At 72.5% G+C, this 19,280-nt stretch carries 15 protein-coding genes; 9 read left to right on the top strand and 6 right to left on the bottom strand.

What is annotated here, in order from left to right; translation table 11 throughout:
- Positions 1 to 293 precede the first annotated feature (293 nt).
- From ACZ6SQ_RS20665 to ACZ6SQ_RS20655, 3 genes are all read left to right on the top strand, one after another.
- Entirely contained in the window at positions 294 to 1,814 is a 1,521-nt protein-coding gene (locus ACZ6SQ_RS20665) for a protein phosphatase 2C domain-containing protein (RefSeq protein ID WP_469564021.1), read from the top strand.
- A 68-nt stretch (positions 1,815 to 1,882) separates the two neighbouring features.
- Positions 1,883 to 3,625: a pyruvate dehydrogenase gene (locus ACZ6SQ_RS20660; RefSeq protein ID WP_469564018.1), complete on the top strand. Its 1,743-nt coding sequence runs from the start codon at positions 1,883 to 1,885 to the stop codon at positions 3,623 to 3,625.
- 126 nt (positions 3,626 to 3,751) lie between these two features.
- Positions 3,752 to 4,225: an ATP-binding protein gene (locus ACZ6SQ_RS20655; protein WP_386385961.1), complete on the top strand. Its 474-nt coding sequence runs from the start codon at positions 3,752 to 3,754 to the stop codon at positions 4,223 to 4,225.
- Between the two features lie 98 nt (positions 4,226 to 4,323).
- On the opposite strand, the gene ACZ6SQ_RS20650 is transcribed toward ACZ6SQ_RS20655, so the two are convergent.
- Both ACZ6SQ_RS20650 and ACZ6SQ_RS20645 read right to left on the bottom strand, forming a co-directional pair.
- A complete protein-coding gene (locus ACZ6SQ_RS20650) occupies positions 4,324 to 5,370 on the bottom strand; it encodes a DUF2637 domain-containing protein (RefSeq protein WP_469564014.1) in 1,047 nt (348 codons plus the stop codon).
- A 307-nt stretch (positions 5,371 to 5,677) separates the two neighbouring features.
- Positions 5,678 to 6,517: a (2Fe-2S)-binding protein gene (locus tag ACZ6SQ_RS20645; protein ID WP_469564010.1), complete on the bottom strand. Its 840-nt coding sequence runs from the start codon at positions 6,515 to 6,517 to the stop codon at positions 5,678 to 5,680.
- 250 nt (positions 6,518 to 6,767) lie between these two features.
- On the opposite strand from ACZ6SQ_RS20645, the gene ACZ6SQ_RS20640 reads away from it, so the two are divergent.
- Entirely contained in the window at positions 6,768 to 7,559 is a 792-nt protein-coding gene (locus ACZ6SQ_RS20640; RefSeq protein WP_469564008.1) for a GntR family transcriptional regulator, read from the top strand.
- A 196-nt stretch (positions 7,560 to 7,755) separates the two neighbouring features.
- Here the strand turns inward: ACZ6SQ_RS20640 and ACZ6SQ_RS20635 are convergent, their stop codons facing one another.
- On the bottom strand, positions 7,756 to 8,532 hold the full coding sequence (locus ACZ6SQ_RS20635; RefSeq protein WP_386385955.1) for a hypothetical protein: 777 nt from the start codon (positions 8,530 to 8,532) through the stop codon (positions 7,756 to 7,758).
- A gap of 182 nt (positions 8,533 to 8,714) precedes the next feature.
- Positions 8,715 to 10,418: a PucR family transcriptional regulator gene (locus ACZ6SQ_RS20630; RefSeq protein ID WP_469564005.1), complete on the bottom strand. Its 1,704-nt coding sequence runs from the start codon at positions 10,416 to 10,418 to the stop codon at positions 8,715 to 8,717.
- A 370-nt stretch (positions 10,419 to 10,788) separates the two neighbouring features.
- On the opposite strand from ACZ6SQ_RS20630, the gene ACZ6SQ_RS20625 reads away from it, so the two are divergent.
- The 5 genes from ACZ6SQ_RS20625 (at position 10,789) to ACZ6SQ_RS20605 (ending at position 17,586) form a co-directional block, all read left to right on the top strand.
- Positions 10,789 to 11,679: an FAD binding domain-containing protein gene (locus ACZ6SQ_RS20625; RefSeq protein WP_469564002.1), complete on the top strand. Its 891-nt coding sequence runs from the start codon at positions 10,789 to 10,791 to the stop codon at positions 11,677 to 11,679.
- On the top strand, positions 11,679 to 12,266 hold the full coding sequence (locus ACZ6SQ_RS20620) for a (2Fe-2S)-binding protein (RefSeq protein WP_386385949.1): 588 nt from the start codon (positions 11,679 to 11,681) through the stop codon (positions 12,264 to 12,266). The genes ACZ6SQ_RS20625 and ACZ6SQ_RS20620 overlap by 1 nt, the downstream gene beginning before the upstream one ends.
- Before the next feature lie 5 nt (positions 12,267 to 12,271).
- On the top strand, positions 12,272 to 14,656 hold the full coding sequence (locus tag ACZ6SQ_RS20615; RefSeq protein ID WP_469563999.1) for a xanthine dehydrogenase family protein molybdopterin-binding subunit: 2,385 nt from the start codon (positions 12,272 to 12,274) through the stop codon (positions 14,654 to 14,656).
- A 217-nt stretch (positions 14,657 to 14,873) separates the two neighbouring features.
- Entirely contained in the window at positions 14,874 to 16,340 is a 1,467-nt protein-coding gene (locus ACZ6SQ_RS20610; protein WP_469563996.1) for an NCS2 family permease, read from the top strand.
- Positions 16,341 to 16,434: 94 nt separating this feature from the next.
- Positions 16,435 to 17,586 (top strand): XdhC family protein, encoded by a 1,152-nt coding sequence (locus ACZ6SQ_RS20605; RefSeq protein ID WP_469563991.1) that lies wholly within the window; start codon positions 16,435 to 16,437, stop codon positions 17,584 to 17,586.
- A 30-nt stretch (positions 17,587 to 17,616) separates the two neighbouring features.
- Here the strand turns inward: ACZ6SQ_RS20605 and ACZ6SQ_RS20600 are convergent, their stop codons facing one another.
- Both ACZ6SQ_RS20600 and ACZ6SQ_RS20595 read right to left on the bottom strand, forming a co-directional pair.
- Complete coding sequence (locus ACZ6SQ_RS20600; protein ID WP_469563988.1) at positions 17,617 to 18,057, bottom strand: SRPBCC family protein; 441 nt, start codon at positions 18,055 to 18,057, stop codon at positions 17,617 to 17,619.
- 31 nt (positions 18,058 to 18,088) lie between these two features.
- Positions 18,089 to 18,889, bottom strand: a complete 801-nt coding sequence (locus ACZ6SQ_RS20595) for a polysaccharide deacetylase family protein (protein WP_469563985.1) — start codon at positions 18,887 to 18,889, stop codon at positions 18,089 to 18,091.
- Between the last annotated feature and the right edge of the window lie 391 nt (positions 18,890 to 19,280).

Below are 19,280 nucleotides of genomic sequence, written 5' to 3'. Positions count from 1 at the left end.
GCCTCGGACATCATCCCCGTAGGTCTGATCGCTCTGCCAATGTGTTGGCCAACGGTTCACTGATCCGGACCGGATCGCACAGACGTCACCGGGCGGTTCTCCCGTGGGGGGTGGAGCCGCCCGGTGGCCCCGTGAGGGCCGTGACGACGGCTTCCTGTGCGCCGCGCGACGCCCGGCAGGCCCTGGCACCTTCGTTCGAAGGCTCCCTGACACGCCGTCAGCCTGGGCCCGGGCGCACGGGATTTTCCTGATGCCCCGTTTTCAACCCGCCCGCGCGGTGGACAATGACGGTCATGAGCCAGCAGGGGGGAAGGCCCACCGATCCCGTTCCCGAGGACGACTGGTGGGGGCAGCTGTACGACGACCGCACTTCGGACACCGGCCCCACGGGCGCCGCGGATTCCCTGGACGACCGTTTCGCCTCGGCCTCCGGGGTGGCGGGGGAGGACCCCGCGGACTCCGGTGGGACCCTCTCGGTCCCGGGGCCCCGCGCGGGTGACGGGGGCGGTGGCAGGGTGCCCGCCGACGCCGTCGAGGACGCCCGTGAACCGGATCCGCGTGCGCCCGCCCGCTCTCCCGCTCCCGCCGACGACGGCACCGGCGCCCCGCGCTCCGCGTCCCGCCCGCCGAGGACCCGCGCCCCCGGGGAGCGCCCGACCGCCACCCAGGGCGGTCCGGCCGGCCTCCCGGCCGACTCCGGCCCGGCCGCCCCGGCACCGCGGCCGCCGGCGGGCGGCACCACGTCGACCACCGGTGACGCGGCACCGCTCCCGGACGACTCCCCGAAGGACACCGACACCCGCCGGCTCTCCGTGACCCGCGCCCCCCGGCCCGTCCACCTCGGCTCCGGTCCGCCCACCTACGAGGCCGAACCCACCACCCTGCCCCCGGCCGACCCCGGCGACCTCGCGGACCTGGTCGCGGACACCGTGCTGGACGGCGCCCGGTGCGGCGCGGGCACCCTGAGGGCGGTGTCCGTGCGCGGCGACTCGGCCCGGTACCGCGGCGAGCCGCGCCGGGACGCGCTGCTCGTCGCCCGGTTCGGCGCCGGTGAGCAGGCGCTGGTGCTCGTCGCGATGGCGACCGGCGCGCGGGCCACCCCCGGGGCGCACCGGGCGGCGGCCGAGGTGTGCCGGTGGATCGGGCAGGCCGTAGGACGCAGCCATGTCCGCCTCGCGGAGGACATCCGCACCGGCCGGCGCGGCGACCTGAAGTCAGGGCTGCACCGCCTCACCGACCGCAGCCTCGGAAAGCTGCGCGCCGGCGCCGCCGAGCAGGGAGTCTCCCCGGCGGAGTACGCGGCGACCCTGCGCTGTCTGCTGCTGCCGGGGGACCCCGAGTGCCGTACCCGGGTGTTCTTCGGGGTCGGCGCGGGCGGGCTGTTCCGGCTGCGGGACGGGGTGTGGCGGGACATCGAGCCCGCGGCGACCGAGGTGACGGGGGAGCCCGTCGTCGGCTTCGGCTCGCCCTCCGCCGACGCGCTCGCCGCGACGCCCGCCGAGACCCCCGAGGGCGACCGGCTGACCCTGGAGCTCGGCATCCCGAAGCCCCCGAGCCCCTACGAACCCGCCCCGCAGCCACCGCGCGAACCCTTCCGCTTCCGCGCCTCGGTAGCCCGGCCGGGTGACACCCTGCTGCTGTGCACGGACGGCCTCGCGGAGCCCCTGCGCGGCGAACCCGAGCTGTGCGCGCACCTCACCGAGCGGTGGTCCGGCCCCGAGGCACCCGGCCTCGCGGCCTTCCTCGCCGACGCCCAGGCCCGGGTCAAGGGGTACGCCGACGACCGTACGGCGGCCGCCGTGTGGGAGGCGTAGCGGCGCCGGGTGTGGATTGATGGAAACCCACAGGGATCCTCCCGGAGACCGAAGGGCACCCGACCGCCATGGCCAAGCAGAACGTCGCCGAACAGTTCGTGGACATCCTCGCCCGCGCCGGGGTCAGACGCCTGTACGGCGTCGTGGGCGACAGCCTCAACCCCGTCGTGGACGCCGTACGCCGCAACTCCGCCGTCGACTGGGTGCATGTGCGCCACGAGGAGACCGCCGCCTTCGCGGCCGGCGCGGAGGCCCAGATCACCGGGAGACTGACCGCCTGCGCCGGCTCCTGCGGCCCCGGCAACCTCCATCTGATCAACGGCCTGTACGACGCCCACCGCTCCATGGCCCCGGTCCTCGCGCTCGCCTCGCAGATCCCCTCCGGCGAGATCGGCCTCGGCTACTTCCAGGAGACCCACCCGGACCAGCTGTTCCGCGAATGCAGTCACTACAGCGAGCTGATCTCCAGTCCGCGGCAGATGCCCCGGCTGCTCCAGACCGCTGTCCAGCACGCGATCGGCCGGGGCGGCGTCAGCGTGGTCGCCCTGCCCGGCGACATCGCCGCCCAGCCCGCCCCGGACAAGCCGGTCGAGACCGCGCTGGTGACCGACCGGCCGACGGTGCGCCCCGGTGACGCGGAGATCGACAAGCTGGTCGAGCTGATCGACCGCGCCGAACGGATCACCCTGTTCTGCGGCAGCGGCACCGCGGGCGCCCACGCCGAGGTGATGGAGTTCGCGGGGAAGATCAAGTCCCCGGTGGGCCACGCCCTGCGCGGCAAGGAGTGGATCCAGTACGACAACCCCTACGACGTCGGCATGAGCGGCCTGCTCGGCTACGGCGCCGCCTACGAGGCCACCCACCAGTGCGACCTGCTGATCCTGCTGGGCACCGACTTCCCGTACAACGCCTTCCTGCCCGACGACGTGACCATCGCCCAGGTCGACGTACGGCCCGAACGCCTCGGCCGCCGCTCCCGGCTGGACCTCGCGGTGTGGGGCGACGTCAAGGAGACCCTGCGCTGTCTCGTCCCGCGAGTGCGGACCAAGGAGAACCGGCGCTTCCTGGACAAGATGCTGAGGAAGCACGCCGAGGCGCTGGAGGGGGTGGTCAAGGCCTACACCCGCAAGGTGGACCGGCATGTGCCCATCCACCCCGAGTACGTGGCCTCCGTGCTCGACGAACTCGCCGACGACGACGCGGTGTTCACCGTCGACACCGGCATGTGCAACGTCTGGGCGGCCCGTTACCTCACGCCCAACGGGCGGCGGCGGATCATCGGCTCCTTCTCCCACGGCTCGATGGCCAACGCGCTGCCGATGGCGATCGGCGCGCAGTTCACCGACCGCGGCCGGCAGGTGGTGTCGATGTCCGGGGACGGCGGATTCGCCATGCTGATGGGCGACTTCCTCACCCTCGTCCAGTACGACCTGCCCGTGAAGGTGGTGCTGTTCGACAACTCCTCGCTCGGCATGGTCGAGTTGGAGATGCTCGTCGCCGGTCTGCCGTCGTACGGCACCGCGAACAAGAACCCGGACTTCGCGGCCGTCGCCCGCGCCTGCGGCGCCTACGGCGTCCGGGTGGAGAAGCCGAGACAGCTCGCAGGCGCGCTCAAGGACGCCTTCAAGCACAAGGGACCCGCGCTCGTGGATGTCGTGACCGACCCGAACGCGCTGTCGATCCCGCCGAGGATCAGCGCCGACATGGTGACCGGATTCGCGCTGTCCGCTTCGAAGATTGTGCTGGACGGAGGCGTGGGGCGGATGCTCCAGATGGCCCGCTCCAATCTGCGCAACGTCCCCCGGCCCTGACCCGAGAGGTCCGGATGTCCGGCAGTCGTGCCAACCGGTATGACTGTCCCGGTGCCCACGGGGCATGGATTCCCGTGAACGTGTTCGAGCAGGAGGGAAACCGGCATCGGCGCGCAGGCGGGGGTCATGAACAGGCAGGTACCAAGGGGCGGTCCGCTGACATTCGGCACGTCCTCACACTCGGCCCGGGACCGGGCCACCGGTGCTCCCGAACGGGGGCCACAGCTCAGCCGCAGACTGGGCCGCGCGGACCTCGGGGCGGTGCCCGAGGCACGCCGGGAGCTGCGGGAACTGTTACGGCACTGGGGGAGGCCGGGACGAGCGGACATCGCGGAGCTGCTCACCAGCGAACTCGTCACCAACGCACTCGTGCACACCGACCGTGAAGCGGTCCTGACCGCCGTCGTCTCCACCCGCGGACTGCGCGTGGAGGTACGGGACTTCGTGGGCGCGAGGCCCCGGCCACGCGTACCGGCCGCCGACGACGGTACGCACGGACGGGGTCTGATCCTGGTCGAGTCGCTCGCCGACGACTGGGGCGTACAGGCGCACGGAGTGGGCAAGTCCGTCTGGTTCGAGCTCGGCGCGGACGCCGCGTGAACCCCTGACCACGCGGCAGGGGCACGGCCCCTGACGAACCGTGCCCCTGCCGCGTGTACCTCGTATCGCCCGGGCCTGTCCGGCAGGCCTGTCAGGCTCTAGCCGAACTGCTGCTCCAGGTCCTTGAGCTTGCGCTCCAGGGAGTCCAGGCGCGGCAGGGCCATGGTGTCGTCCTCCGCGGTGAGGTCGACGGTGATCGGCTCAGTACTCTGGCGCACCGGCTGGAGGGAGGGCCGCGAACGCACGGGCAACTGCTCCGGCGTCGATATGGCAGGCTCCGCGGAGACACGCTCGGAACTCGCTCGCTCCACGGCCGGCATCTCCGCCTGCCGTCCGAGGCCACGGCCGGGGAACGGACCGCGGTGGCCCCGGCTGATGGCCTTCAGCTGAGCCCGCTCCACGCGCTGCTGCTCACGGCGGCGCCGCTGGGTCTCCTCCTTCTGGCGCATGTCCTCGCGCACCTCCTCGACGGCCTCGTCCAGGCTGCGCACGTTCTCCAGGAGCATGAGCGACCAGGCGCGGTACGTCTCACGCGGCGCCCGCAGCCAGCGGACCATGCGGATCTGCGGCAGCGGGCGGGGCACCAGGCCCTGCTCGCGCAGCGCGGCCCGGCGGGTCTGCTTCAGCGCCCGGTCGAACAGCACCGCCGCGGAGAGGGACATGCCCGCGAAGAAGTGCGGGGCGCCCGCGTGGTCGATGCCGCGCGGAGCGTGCACCCAGTTGAACCAGGCCGCGGCGAAGGCGAAGGTCCACACGAGTATCCGGGAGCCGAGAGCGGCGTCGCCGTGGCTGGCCTCACGCACCGCGAGGACGGAGCAGAACATGGCCGCCCCGTCCAGGCCGAACGGGACCAGGTACTGCCAGCCGTTCGTCAGGCCGAGGTTCTGTTCGCCGAAGCCGACCAGACCGTGGAAGGACAGCGCGGCCGCCACCGCGGCACAGCAGAACAGCAGTACATAGGAGAACGTGCCGTACAGGGCCTCCTTGCGCCTGCGGCGCTCCTCGCTGCGCTCCCACGAGTCCTCCGTGCCAGAGTCCTTCCCCGAGGCGCGCTTGCCGCGCAGCACCGCCACCGCCGCCAGCATGCCCAGGAGCAGTACGGCGCCCGGAAGCAGCCAGTTCAGCGATATGTCGGTCAGTCTCATCTAGGGGTCCCTTGCATTGGGATAGGGCGTAACGCCCGCCATAGTGGCCCAAGCCCTCCGGTCCTCAGGGGGTTTCGGGGCAAGAGGCCGCCAACGAAGTGCAAGGGGTTGGCCAGGACGGCGATCTGCTCGAACTGCCGCTTGAGGCGCGGGAGTTGAGTTCGAATAAGACTACCCGTACGGGTGGTTCCACGGAAAGTTACTGTGCAGGGTGAGGAAATTGTGAAACCGCTGTAACCGATTCGGGGGCCTCGTCCGCGACGATCCTAGCGGCTGCGCACCCCTGTTCCTGCCGACTGAACGAACGTCAGGCGGCAGCGGCGGAAGTCAGTTTGGCGACCCGGTCGGTGTCGCAGGTGCGCGGGCAGGTCACACAGGTGTCCTCGGGGCGCAGGGTGTAGAAGAGGCAGCAGCTCGCCCGGTCCCGGGTCGGCAGGGTCTCGCCCTTCGGCCCGGTCAGCTCGCGGAACCCGGGGGCGCCGACGTACGGCACGGCCGAGCCGGGCAGCAGCAGCTCCAGCTCGCGCCTCGCCCGCCGCTCCGCGTCCGCGCCGAGCTGTCCGGCGACGTACCACAGGCCCTCGACCACCTCGTCGGTGGCCATGCCCCACAGGGCCCGGCCGCGCCGCCGCATGCGCGGGCCGAAGGCCGCGAACAGCGGCTCCAGGTGTTCGGCCACCGCCGCGCGCAGCTCGGCACGCAGGGCGTCCTCGCCGTCGACCACGCGGGCGCCGGGCAGGGCGGCGGCCGGGTCGCCGGGCAGGCAGGCGAACGAGGCGGTGCGTACGGCCAGCCGGCCTGCGGTGCGGTCGTAGGACACGTCGGCCACGCCGTGGCGGGGCACCCGGCGGTGCAGGAACCACGGCACGGTGAACAGCAGACAGGCGGGCCAGGCGTAGCGGTGCAGGCCGAAGCCGGCGACGACGTCCGGGCGGCCGCGCTGGCCGTAGTCCCGCAGGATCTGGGCCTCGTCCCAGGCCAGGAAGGCATCCAGGGCCTCCCCGCCCGCCGCGAGCGAGGCCGCGGTGACCCAGCCGCCGCCCTCGGGCAGGGGCTCCCGTCCGCTCAGCTCGGTGACGGTCAGTCCCGGGTAGGCCTCGGTGAGGCGGGCATGGGCGTCCGCGAGGGCCGAGACGGGGACAGGCATACCGGGACCACCGATTCACGAGAGGGGCGAGCGGGGCGGGGTGGGGAGGGGCTGGGGCGGGGTGGGAGTGGGGAAGGGGGCGGACGGGGGTGCGGGCGCGAGCGGGGGGCGCGCGCCCGGAGTAGGCAAGGCTTACCTTACTAGGTCGGTCCGGAATTTGAACTGCCCCACCTTGGGCCTAAGGTGCTTGACGGACGAGTAACAACCCGCCGTAATGACCCCAAGTACCGACAAGCCCGGAGGAGGACCCGTGAACCAGGGCGCGCAGGGCTTCGCCGCCGCGACGGGCCTTCCGGAGCCGGGCCCGGTCCGGGTGCCGCAGCAGCAGGTGGCCACCCCGGAGGCCCGTGAGCGCGGCACCGAGGCCGCCGCGGTGCGCGGTGAGCACCCCGCCGCCGAGGCGCCCGTCCCGGCCCCGCGGCCCCTCGTGCAGCGCTCCTCCGTGCGCGGCCAGATCCTCGACGCGCTGCGCACCGCCCTCGTCACCGGTGAGCTGACCCCCGGCACCGTCTACTCCGCGCCCGCGCTCGGCGAGCAGTTCGGCGTCTCCGCCACGCCCGTGCGCGAGGCCATGCAGCAGCTCGCCCAGGAGGGCGCCGTCGAGGTCGTGCCCAACCGCGGCTTCCGCGTCGTGCGGCGGGACGCCCGTGAGCTCGTCGAGCTGGCCGAGGTGCGCTCCCTGCTGGAGGTGCCGGTGCTGACACGGCTCGCGGCGACCGTGCCCGCCGAGCGGTGGGCCGAGCTGCGGCCCCTCGCGGAGGCCACCGTTCTCGCCGCCTCCGCCGGGTGCCGGGCGGCCTATGCCGACGCCGATCGTGCCTTCCACCGTGCCCTGCTCTCCGTCGCCGGGAACGATCAGCTCGTCCGTATCGCCGACGATCTGCACCGGCGGGCGCAGTGGCCGCTGACAACCGGTCGTCATCTGCGTACCGAGCTGATGGCTGATGCCGCGCAGCATGCCGCTCTGCTGGAGGCGCTGATGGCCGGGGACGGGGAGTGGGTGCGGGGGCTGTTGGGGGAGCACTTCCGACCTGCCGTCTGAGGCTGGGCGTTCCCGGGCAGTAGGGGGTTCCGCCGGTTTTTCGGGTGCCGGTTGTGTGTGGTTGTTCGCGCAGTTCCCCGCGCCCCTGGGGGTGTTGCTGTCGGTTTTTCGGGTGCCGGTTGAGTGTGGCCGTTCGCTCAGCTCCCCGCGCCCCTGAAAGACTGCGCAGTTCCCCGCGCCCCTTGAGGGGCGGGGGTCAGGCTGTGGCTGCTGGGGGTGGGGCCAGTTGGGCTGCCAGCCAGGTCGGGACGCCGCCCAGGAGGCGGAACAGGCGGCGGGCCTCCTCACGCAACCGGGAGGCCTCCGGTTCGGTCTCGGCGTCGGCGAGGGAGGCCAGGGCCGGGGCAGTGCCGACCAGGTAGCCCAACTCCTCGCGCAGCCGCAGTGATTCGGCGAAGCCGTGCCGGGCCTCGGCCAACTCGCCCTCCCGCAGCGCCAGTCCGGCCAGATGCCGCCAGGTGGAGGACAGCAGCAGCGGGTCGGCGTGCGCGGCGGCGCCCGCGTGGGCCCGGCGGAACGCCGCCCGCGCGGCCTGCGCCGAGCCGCTGAGGTTCTGCGCGACCAGCCCGCGCCGGTAGTCCAGCAGGGCCCGTCCGGCGGTGTCGGGGCTGATCAGCGCGGCAGCCCGGCCGAGCGCGGCCCGCGCCTCGTCGGCGCGGTCGCGCACCCCCAGCAGGGTGGCGGCGTAGGCCAAGTGCCCGCGTTCACAAGCCGCCCCGCCCCGCTCCTCGTCGCTGTGCGCCACGGCCTCGGCCACCCGCAGCGCGTCCTCCGCCGCGTCCCAGCCCTGCTCGGTGTACAGACAGCGTTCCACCAGCAGCGCGGCCCGCTGCAACGCGGCCGCCGCGGAGGACGGTTGGAGCAACGCGGCAGCGTCGGCCCAGCAGGCCCGCGAGCGCAACCGCCAAACCGCTGTCTGGAGTGGATCGTCACCAGCGGTCGTTCCGTAACCAGACATGGCGGTATACGCCACCTCGCCCTCCCCGAGCACGCCATCGAGCCTTGAGTGGTGGCGGCATCTCAGCACGGATCACTGGGCCCGGCCAAGGGGGTGGGTGAAGGATTTCACAAAGTCGTGTGCCGCCGCACCCGCCCCGGGGCCGTCCGGCGAATCGCCGCCCGCCGCGCGGTGCCTGGCACATACCCCCCGGGAGCTCAGCTCATCCGCAGTGCCAGGAAGAAGTCCAGCTTGTCCTCGAGGCGGGACAGATCACGACTCGTCAGCTGCTCGATCCGGCCGACGCGGTAGCGCAGCGTGTTGACGTGGAGGTGGAGCCGGGAGGCGCAGCGGGTCCAGGAGCCGTCGCACTCCAGGAAGGCCTCCAGGGTCGGGATGAGCTCGGCGCGGTGGCGGCGGTCGTAGTCGCGCAGCGGGTCCAGCAGCCGGGCGGTGAAGGCGCGTCGGACGTCGTCGGGGACGAACGGCAGCAGCAGCACGTGCGAGGCCAGCTCCTGGTGCCCGGCCGCGCACACCCGGCCGGGCCGGGCCGCCGCGACGCGCCGCGCGTGCCGTGCCTCCTCCAGCGCCCCCCGCAGCCCCTCGGCCGAGTGCACGGCCGCGCTGACGCCGAGGGTGAGACGCCCGTCGTCGTCCAGGCCCGCCGCCAGCGGCTCCCGTACGGCCGCCAGCAGCGCGTCGGCCAGGACGCCGGGGTCCGGGCCGTCGGAGTCGCCGCCGACCGCCGGGAGCGGCACCAGGGCGATGGCCTCGTCGCCGGTGTGGGCGACGGCGATCCGGTCGGAGGGCTCGGGGCCGGTGCTGTTCGGGTCGACGAGGATCTCCTCCAGGAGGGACTGCGCGACCGGGCCGCCCTCCAGTTCGCCGCCCTCCCACTCCACGCGGGCCACCACCACCTGCCAGTGCGGCGCGGCCCCGAGGCCGGGCAGCAGCACCGGCGCCGCGACCCGCAGCCGGGCGGCGATCTCGGCGGGCGCCGCGCCCGTCTGGACCAGCTCCAGCACCTCCTGGGCGAGCCGGCGCCGGACCGTGCGGGCGGCGTCGCGGCGGTCGCGCTCGACCGCGATCAGCTGGGTGACGCCGTGCACCAGGTCCAGACGCTCCTCGGGCCAGTCGCCCGCGTCCGCCTCGACGGCCAGCAGCCAGTCCGACAGCACGCTCTCGCGCACGTCCCGCGCGGCGGCCTGCGGGGCCCGTCCGGCCGCGGTGCCCGGCGGGCGGTGGCCCCAGCTGCGAATCGGGAACAGGCTGTACGTCGTCGGGCCGGCCTGCACCCGGTGCGGGCCGCGCCGTCCGGTGCGGACGGCCGCCAGGTGCTCGCCCGCCAGCCGCGCGCACGTCTCGGCGGGCAGCGCGGGCCCGCCGAGCTTGGGGCCCGCGATCAGCCGTCCGGCCGGGGAGAGCACCCAGGCGCGCAGGTCGAGGTCGGAGCCGAGCAGGTCCAGGACCACGTCGGGCCCGCCGCCCGCGGGGCCGGAGGTCATCATCCGCCGGTGCCGGTCCACGACGGCCGCCAGGTCCCCGGCCCGCTCGCCGCTGACCTGCCGTACGACATGCTCGGTGATGGTCGCGAAGGCGACCGACTCGTGCACCGCGAACAGCGGCAGCCGGTGCCGGGCGCAGGCCAGGACCAGATCGTCGGGCACGTCCCCGAGCTCCGCCTCGCCGGCCGCGAGCGCCGCGACACCGGCCTGGGCGAGGATTCGAACGAAGGGTTCGGAGTCGTCGGTGTCCCGGCGCCAGGCCAGGCCCGTCAGGACCAGCTCGCCACCGGCCAGATAGCGGCTCGGGTCCTTGAGGTCGGTCGTCATGACGCCGCGCACGGTGCGGTCCAGCTCGTCCTCGCCGCCGAGCAGCTTCAGGCCCAGCGCGTCGGTGTCCAGCAGTGCGCGCAGCCGCATTCTCGTCGCCGCCGTTCTTTTGTCTCGAAAACTACGATGATTCTTGACGCGTCGGACCCGTCCGCGGGGCGGCCGGTCCGTGCTCGGGGGTCGCCGGACCGCCGGTCCGGGCCGTGTCCCAGGTCACGCGGGGTGTGTCTCACGTTTCCACAGGAGAGCGGGGAGGTTACTGATGACCTCCGTTCATACGAATCTACAAGATGCCCGCGACGACCAGCCAACTCCTTCATGGTTTCGGTGACTGACCCGACCGGAGCACCGCGCTGTGTACTGGCCCCACTCCGCGTTAACAGGACATGAACGAGCCGGGCCCGCCGCACACGGATTGGCTCAATCTGAACGACCCACGAGACGAAGAAGAGAGCCGGTCATGGACTTCCTTCGCCCCGCCAGCTGGGAGGAGGCGCTCGCCGCGAAGGCGGAGCACCCCACCGCTGTGCCGATTGCGGGTGGCACCGACGTGATGGTCGAGATCAACTTCGACCACCGCCGGCCCGAGTACCTCCTGGACCTCACCCGAGTCGGCGACCTCTACGAGTGGGAGGTCGGCGAGGCGAGCGTGCGGCTCGGCGCCTCCGTGCCCTACACGAAGATCATGGAGAACCTCCGCGGCGAACTGCCGGGCCTCGCGCTCGCCTCGCACACCGTCGCCTCCCCCCAGATCCGCAACCGCGGCGGCGTCGGCGGCAACCTCGGCACCGCCTCCCCGGCCGGGGACGCCCACCCGGCCCTGCTCGCGGCGGGCGCCGAGGTCGAGGCGGAGTCCGTACGCGGCTCCCGGCTGATCCCGATCGACGCCTTCTACACCGGCGTCAAGCGCAACGCGCTCGCCCCCGACGAGCTGATCCGGGCCGTGCACATCAAGAAGGCCGACGGCCCCCAGCAGTACTCCAAGGTCGGCACCCGCAACGCCATGGTCATCGCCGTGTGCGCGTTCGGTCTCGCCCTGCACCCCGAGACCCGCACGGTGCGCACCGGCATCGGATCCGCCGCCCCGACACCCGTCCGGGCGAAGACGGCCGAGGAGTTCCTGAACGCGGCCCTCGAAGAGGGCGGTTTCTGGGACAACGGAAAGATCATCACCCCGTCGGTCGCCAAGCAGTTCGCGGAGCTGTGCTCCGCCGCCTGCAACCCGATCGACGACGTCCGGGGCACCGCGAGCTACCGCCGCCACGCGGTCGGCGTCATGGCCCGCCGGACGCTCACCTGGACCTGGGAGTCGTACCGCGGCGCCCGCCGCATCTCGGAGGGAGCTGCGTAATGCGCGTCAACTTCACCGTCAACGGACGTCCCCAGGAGGCCGACGACGTCTGGGAGGGCGAGAGCCTGCTCTACGTCCTGCGCGAGCGCCTCGGCCTGCCCGGCTCCAAGAACGCCTGCGAACAGGGCGAGTGCGGTTCCTGCACGGTCCGCCTGGACGGCGTTCCCGTCTGCTCCTGCCTGGTCGCGGCCGGCCAGGCCGAGGGCCGCGAGGTCGTCACCGTCGAGGGACTGGCGGACTACGCCAGACAGCGCGCCGAGCACGGCGGCTGTGCGACCGGCGCCTGCGGCACCTCCCTCCAGGACGCCCAGGGCTGGCAGGCCAAGGGCGGCACCGACTCGCAGACCGGCGAGGGCGAGGAACTCTCTCCCGTCCAGCAGGCGTTCATCGACGCCGGCGCCGTCCAGTGCGGCTTCTGCACCCCCGGCCTGCTCGTCGCCGCCGACGAGATGCTGGAGCGCAACCCCAACCCGACCGACGCGGACATCCGCGAGGCCCTGTCGGGCAACCTGTGCCGCTGCACGGGCTACGAGAAGATCATGGACGCGGTCCGCCTGGCCGCCGCCCGCCAGTCCGAGGGGGTCTGACCACCATGCCGACCAACGGCGCTCCCACGAAGATCACCCAGGGCTCCCGGACCAGGGGCGGCATCGGCGAGTCCACGCTCCGCCCCGACGGCACCCTCAAGGTCACCGGCGAGTTCGCGTACTCGTCCGACATGTGGCACGAGGACATGCTCTGGGGCCAGATCCTGCGCTCCACCGTCGCCCACGCCGAGATCGTCTCCATCGACACCGCCGAGGCCCTCGCGATGCCCGGCGTGTACGCCGTCATGACGTACGACGACCTGCCGACCGAGGTGAAGAACTACGGCCTGGAGATCCAGGACACCCCGGTCCTCGCCCACGGCAAGGTCCGTCACCACGGCGAACCGGTGGCCATCGTCGCCGCCGACCACCCGGAGACGGCCCGCCGCGCCGCCGCGAAGATCAAGGTGGAGTACCGGGAACTGCCCGTCGTCACCGACGAGGCCTCCGCCACCGCCCCCGACGCGATCCTGATCCACGAGGGCCGCGACGACCACCACGCGGGCCATGTCCCGCACCCGAACATCGTCCACCGCCAGCCCATCGTCCGCGGCGACGCGGCCGAGGCCGCGAAGCGGGCCGACGTGATCGTCACCGGCGAGTACACCTTCGGCATGCAGGACCAGGCCTTCCTCGGCCCCGAGTCCGGTCTCGCCGTGCCCGAGGAGGACGGCGGCGTCCACCTCTACATCGCCACCCAGTGGCTGCACTCCGACCTGCGCCAGATCGCGCCCGTCCTCGGCCTGCCCGAGGAGAAGGTGCGCATGACGCTGTCCGGCGTCGGCGGCGCGTTCGGCGGCCGCGAGGACCTCTCCATGCAGATCCACGCCTGTCTGCTGGCCCTGCGCACCAACAAGCCGGTCAAGATCGTCTACAACCGCTTCGAGTCCTTCTTCGGACACGTCCACCGCCACCCCGCCAAGCTCTACTACGAGCACGGCGCCACCAGGGACGGCAAGCTCACCCACCTCAAGTGCCGCATCGTCCTGGACGGCGGCGCCTACGCCTCCGCCTCCCCGGCCGTGGTCGGCAACGCCTCCTCGCTGTCCGTCGGCCCCTACGTCGTCGAGGACGTCGACATCGAGGCCATCGCCCTCTACACCAACAACCCGCCCTGCGGCGCCATGCGCGGCTTCGGCGCGGTCCAGGCGTGCTTCGCCTACGAGGCGCAGATGGACAAGCTGGCCAAGAAGCTGGGCATGGACCCGGTGGAGTTCCGTCAGCTCAACGCCATGGAGCAGGGCACGCTCCTGCCGACCGGACAGCCGGTCGACTCCCCGGCCCCGGTCGCCGAACTGCTGCGCCGCGTCAAGGCGATGCCCCTGCCGCCGGAGCGCCAGTGGGAGTCCAGCGAGGGCGCGGACGTACGGCAGCTGCCGGGCGGCCTGTCCAACACCACCCACGGCGAGGGCGTCGTACGCGGGATCGGCTACGCGGTCGGCATCAAGAACGTCGGTTTCTCCGAGGGCTTCGACGACTACTCCACGGCGAAGGTCCGCATGGAGGTCCTGGCCGGTGAGCCCGTCGTGACCGTGCACACGGCCATGGCGGAGGTCGGCCAGGGCGGTGTCACCGTCCACGCGCAGATCGCCCGTACCGAGCTCGGCGTCACCCAGGTCACCATCCACCCGGCCGACACCCAGGTGGGCTCGGCGGGTTCGACCTCGGCCTCCCGGCAGACCTATGTCACCGGCGGTGCCGTGAAGAACGCCTGCGAGCTGGTGCGCGAACGGGTGCTGGAGATCGGCCGCCGCAAGTTCGGCTCCTACCACCCGGCCTGGGCGACCGCCGAACTGCTCCTGGAGGGCGGCAAGGTCGTCACCGACGGCGGAGAGGTCCTCGCCGACCTGGTGGACGTGCTGGAGAACGAGGCCGTGGAGCTGGAGGAGGAGTGGCGGCACCGCCCCACCGAGGCCTTCGACCTGCGCACCGGCCAGGGCAACGGCCACGTCCAGTACTCCTTCGCCGCGCACCGCGCGGTCGTCGAGGTCGACACCGAACTCGGCCTGGTCAAGGTCATCGAGCTGGCCTGCGCCCAGGACGTCGGCAAGGCCCTCAACCCGCTGTCCGTCATCGGCCAGATCCAGGGCGGCACCACCCAGGGACTGGGCGTGGCGGTCATGGAGGAGATCATCGTCGACCCGAAGACGGCCAAGGTCAGGAACCCCTCCTTCACGGACTACCTGATCCCCACGATTCTCGACACGCCGACCATCCCCGTCGACGTGCTCGAACTCGCCGACGAGCACGCCCCGTACGGGCTGCGCGGCATCGGCGAGGCCCCCACCCTGTCGTCGACGCCGGCCGTGCTCGCGGCCGTCCGCGCCGCGACCGGGCTGGAGCTGGACCGCACGCCGGTACGACCGGAACACCTCACCGGCACGGCGTGAAACACACTCTCCGGGCGGTGCACGGAACGTCACAACCTCCTCCGCGCCGCCCGGAGTACCCCTCGGCCCGCCGCACCGCTCGCGGCGTGGCCGGAAGCAGACTGATCGTTCGTCTCGGGCCGTCCCCCGGGTCGTGCGGCCGCACCACTTTCCCAAATCCCGCAACCGCCAGGGCGGTTGTCAAGGGTGCCCCTTTGAACCTTGGGAGCAGGCCCACATGACCCAGCAGTCACTGGAGCCGAAGACCGTCGCGGAGGACTCGGGCGAAGGAACCCGAGTCCCGGCCGGACGTGCTTGGCTCGACCGGTACTTCCACATATCCCAGCGGGGATCCACCGTCGCGCGCGAGGTGCGCGGCGGCGTCACCACCTTCATGGCGATGGCGTACATCCTGCTGCTCAACCCCCTGATCCTGTCCGGCAAGGACGTGGCGGGGGACATCCTCGGCCAGAAGGCCCTGATCACCGCGACCGCCTTCGCGGCCGCCCTCACCACGCTGCTGATGGGTTTCGTCGGCAAGGTGCCGCTCGCCCTCGCCGCCGGCCTCTCCGTCTCCGGCGTCCTCGCCTCGCAGGTCGCGCCCGCGATGACCTGGCCGCAGGCCATGGGCATGTGCGTGATGTACGGCGTCGTCATCATGCTGCTGGTCGTCACCGGCCTGCGCGAGATGATCATGAACGCCATCCCGCTCGCCCTCAAGCACGCCATCACCATGGGCATCGGCCTGTTCGTCGCGCTGATCGGCCTGGTCAAGGCCGGGTTCGTGCACGAGAACCCGGCGCCCGGGGGCGGTCCCGTGCTCCTCGGCCCGGGCGGTGAACTCGCGGGCTGGCCCGTGCTGCTGTTCTCCGTCACCCTGCTCGCGATCTTCATGCTCCAGGCGCGCGGTGTGCCCGGCGCCATCCTGATCGGCATCGTCGGCGGCACCGTGCTCGCCGTGATCCTCAACGCCGTGGGTGTCGTCGACCCGAAGCAGTGGGCGTCCGGCACCCCCGAACTGCACGGCAGCGCGGTCTCGATGCCCGACTTCTCGATCTTCGGACAGGTCGAGTTCGGCGGCTGGGGCGAGGTCGGCGCGATGACCGTCGGCATGATCGTCTTCACCCTGGTGCTGGCCGGCTTCTTCGACGCGATGGCCACCATCATCGGCGTCGGCACCGAGGCCAAGCTCGCCGACGAGCAGGGCCGGATGCCGGGCCTGTCCAAGGCGCTGTTCATCGACGGCGCGGGCGGCGCGATCGGCGGTGTGTCCGGCGCGTCCGGCCAGACCGTGTTCGTCGAGTCCGCCACCGGCGTCGGCGAGGGCGCCCGCACCGGCCTGTCCTCCGTGGTCACCGGCCTGTTCTTCGCGGCCTGCCTCTTCTTCACCCCGCTCACCGCGATCGTGCCCGGCGAGGTCGCCGCCGCGGCCCTGGTGGTCATCGGCGCGATGATGATGATGAACGCCCGGCACGTGGACTGGTCCGACCGGGCCACCGCGATCCCGGTGTTCCTCACGGTCGTTCTGATGCCGTTCACGTACACCATCACCACGGGTGTGGCGGCCGGTGTCATCGCCTACGTCGCCATCAAGGCCGCCCAGGGCAAGGCCCGCGAGATCGGTGTCTTCATGTGGGGCCTGACCGTGATCTTCCTGGTCTACTTCGCCCTGAACCCGATCGAGGGCTGGCTCGGCGTCCACTAGGGCCTTTCGGCCACCATCATGGAAGGCCCGGACGCCCCACTCGCCCGGGCCGTGCAACACCCCGCCACGCAACCGCTGTTAAGGAGACCGAGACATGCTGGACATCGCCGAGGAGCTGAACCGGTGGGTCGAGCAGGGCCGTGACTTCGCCGTCGCCACGGTGGTGGCGGTCGGCGGCAGCGCCCCGCGCCGGCCCGGTGCCGCCCTCGCGGTGGACGCCGACGGCACGGCGATCGGCTCGGTGTCCGGCGGCTGTGTGGAGGGCGCGGTGTACGAGCTGTGCCAACAGGCCATCGAGGACGGCGGGACCGTCCTGGAGCGCTTCGGATACAGCGACGACGACGCCTTCGCCGTGGGGCTGACCTGCGGCGGCGTCATCGACATCCTGGTCACCCCGGTCCGGGCGGGCGACCCCGTCCGGCCGGTGGCCGCGTCCGCCCTCACCGCCGCCGCGCGAGGGGAGGCGGCGGCGGTGGCGCGGATCGTGTCCGGCCCCGCGGACCTCAGGGGCCGCGCCCTGCTGGTGCGGGCCGACGGCACCTGGGAGGGCGGCCTCGGCGGCCACCCCGAGCTGGACCGCACGGTCGTGGCCGAGGCGGGTGCCTTCCTGGACGCGGGCCGCACCGGCACGCTGGAGATCGGGGAGCAGGGCTCGCGGTGCGGGGCGCCGCTCACCCTGCTGGTCGAGTCCTCCGTCCCCGCCCCGCGCATGATCGTCTTCGGCGCGATCGACTTCGCCTCCGCGCTGGTCCGCGTCGGCAAGTTCCTCGGCTACCACGTCACGGTGTGCGACGCCCGCCCCGTCTTCGCGACCGCCGCCCGGTTCCCCGACGCCGACGAGATCGTCGTCGAGTGGCCGCACACGTACCTGGAGCGCACGGACACCGACGGCCGGACCGTCCTGTGCGTCCTCACCCATGACGCCAAGTTCGACGTGCCCCTGCTGAAGCTCGCGCTGCGGCTGCCGGTGGCGTACGTCGGGGCGATGGGCTCGCGCCGCACCCATCTGGAGCGCAACGACCGGCTGCGCGAGGTCGGCGTCACCGAACTGGAGCTGGCCCGCCTGCGTTCCCCGATCGGCCTGGACCTCGGCGCCCGTACGCCCGAGGAGACGGCCCTGTCCATCGCCGCGGAGATCGTGGCCGACCGGCGCGGCGGCAGCGGGGTCTCGCTGACCGGGGCGCACACGCCGATCCACCACGACCTGGCCTCGGAACCCGCGGGGCGCATCGGGTCGGTGGCGTAGGAGTCTCGGGCGGGGCGGCCGACCTTGTGATCAGGCCGTACCGAGCAGCCTGTCGACCGCCCGGCCGAACGTCGCGCGGGCCGCGGCCCCCAGCAGCGGGTCGACGGCCCCGGGCAGGAACCGCACCCCCAGCTCCTCCCGCCACAGCACACGGGTCCGCCCGTCCGGCTCCGGCAGCACCTCGATCTCGGCCCAGCCGCGCACCACCCGGCCGCGCTTCTCCAGCCGGCACAGCCCCGGCCCGCCGTCGGCCGGGGGCCGCCACACGGTGACGTCCATCCGGTCGTCGAAGCCGAGCGGGCCGAGTCCGCTGCGGGCCACGACGACCGTGCCCTGCCGGGTGGGCGGGGCCGGGGTCGCCGTGACGCGGGTGAACGGGACCGCGTCGCCGTGCCGGGGCCAGTCCGTGAGCCGGCGCCAGACCTCGTCGATCGGGAGCGCCACGGTGCGCCGGAGGAGGAGAAGGACCACGCAAGGATCCTAGAACCCCTTCGGCCACGCCCTAGCGGTAGACCTTCCCCGGCTCTGCCTTTCCGGGGGCCAGGAGTTGAGGGACCGTCACGAAGACATAGCCGCGTTCCTTGAGGTCCTTGATGATGCCGGGCACGGCCGGGACGGTCCCCGGGTAGATGTCGTGCAGCAGGATGATGCCGTCGCGGGAGGACTGATCCAGGACGCGCTGCCGGATCAGCGCCGGGTCGTTCGTCTTGTAGTCCTTCGCCGTCACGCTCCACAGGACCTCCGAGAGGCCCAGCTCGCGGCAGATCTCGTGCACGGTGTCGTCGGTGCGGCCCTGCGGCGGGCGCATCAGGGTCACGGCGCGTCCGGTGAGCCGGGCTATCTCCTCGTTCGGGCGCGTCAGTTCGGCGCGTATCTCGTCCGGCTCCAGGTCGGTGAGTATGCGGTGGGTCCAGGTGTGGCTGGCCAGTTCGTGGCCCTCGTCGGCCATTCGCCGCACCAGCTCCGGATAGGTGTCGATGTGCCGCTTGCCGAGCAGGAAGAAGGTCGCGGGGACCTGTTCGCGCCGGAGGATGTCCAGCAGTCGCGGCGAGTTCTCGCTCGGTCCCGCGTCGAAGGTCAGCGCGATGCACTTGGCCTTGCGGCAGTCGACGGTTCCCAGTTGCGCGGGCGCGCCCGGGACGGCCCGCGCCCGCACGGTGCTCGGCGCGGTCGTCTCCAGGCTCGTGCATCCCGTGAGCGCGAGTGTCAGGGCGGCGGCCGCGGTGGCGAGGCGTGCGGCGTGGAACCCGGGCCCCGTGTTCTTCATCTTCCGGGTCGGAAGCTTCTTGGTCAGAGAAGGCATGCCGGGACTATACACAGTCGTTATATACGCGGTGAATAGCCTCCTGGCCTGCGCTTTTCTGCGCTTGAGGCGTGCCTTGTGCGGGCGGGTGCGGGTGCGTCGGTGGCTGGTCGCGCAGTTCCCCGCGCCCCTGGGTGCCCGATCGCAGTCAGCGTCGCGAGGAACTGCGAACTGCCTGGGGACGGAGAGGGGAACGCCGGGGGCCATTTAAGGGGCGCGGGGAACTGCGCACAGCTTTTTGGGGGCGCGGGGAACGGCGCAAACCTTTGGGGGCGCGGGGAACTGCGCACAGCTTTTTGGGGCGCGAGGAACTGCGCAGGCCTTTGGGGGCGCGGGGAACTGCGCAATCTTTTTGGGGCGCGGGGAACTGCGCGAGCGGCCACGACGGACC

Source organism: Streptomyces sp. NPDC048600, assembly GCF_055587025.1.
This window is presented reverse-complemented; position numbering and strand designations above follow the sequence as displayed.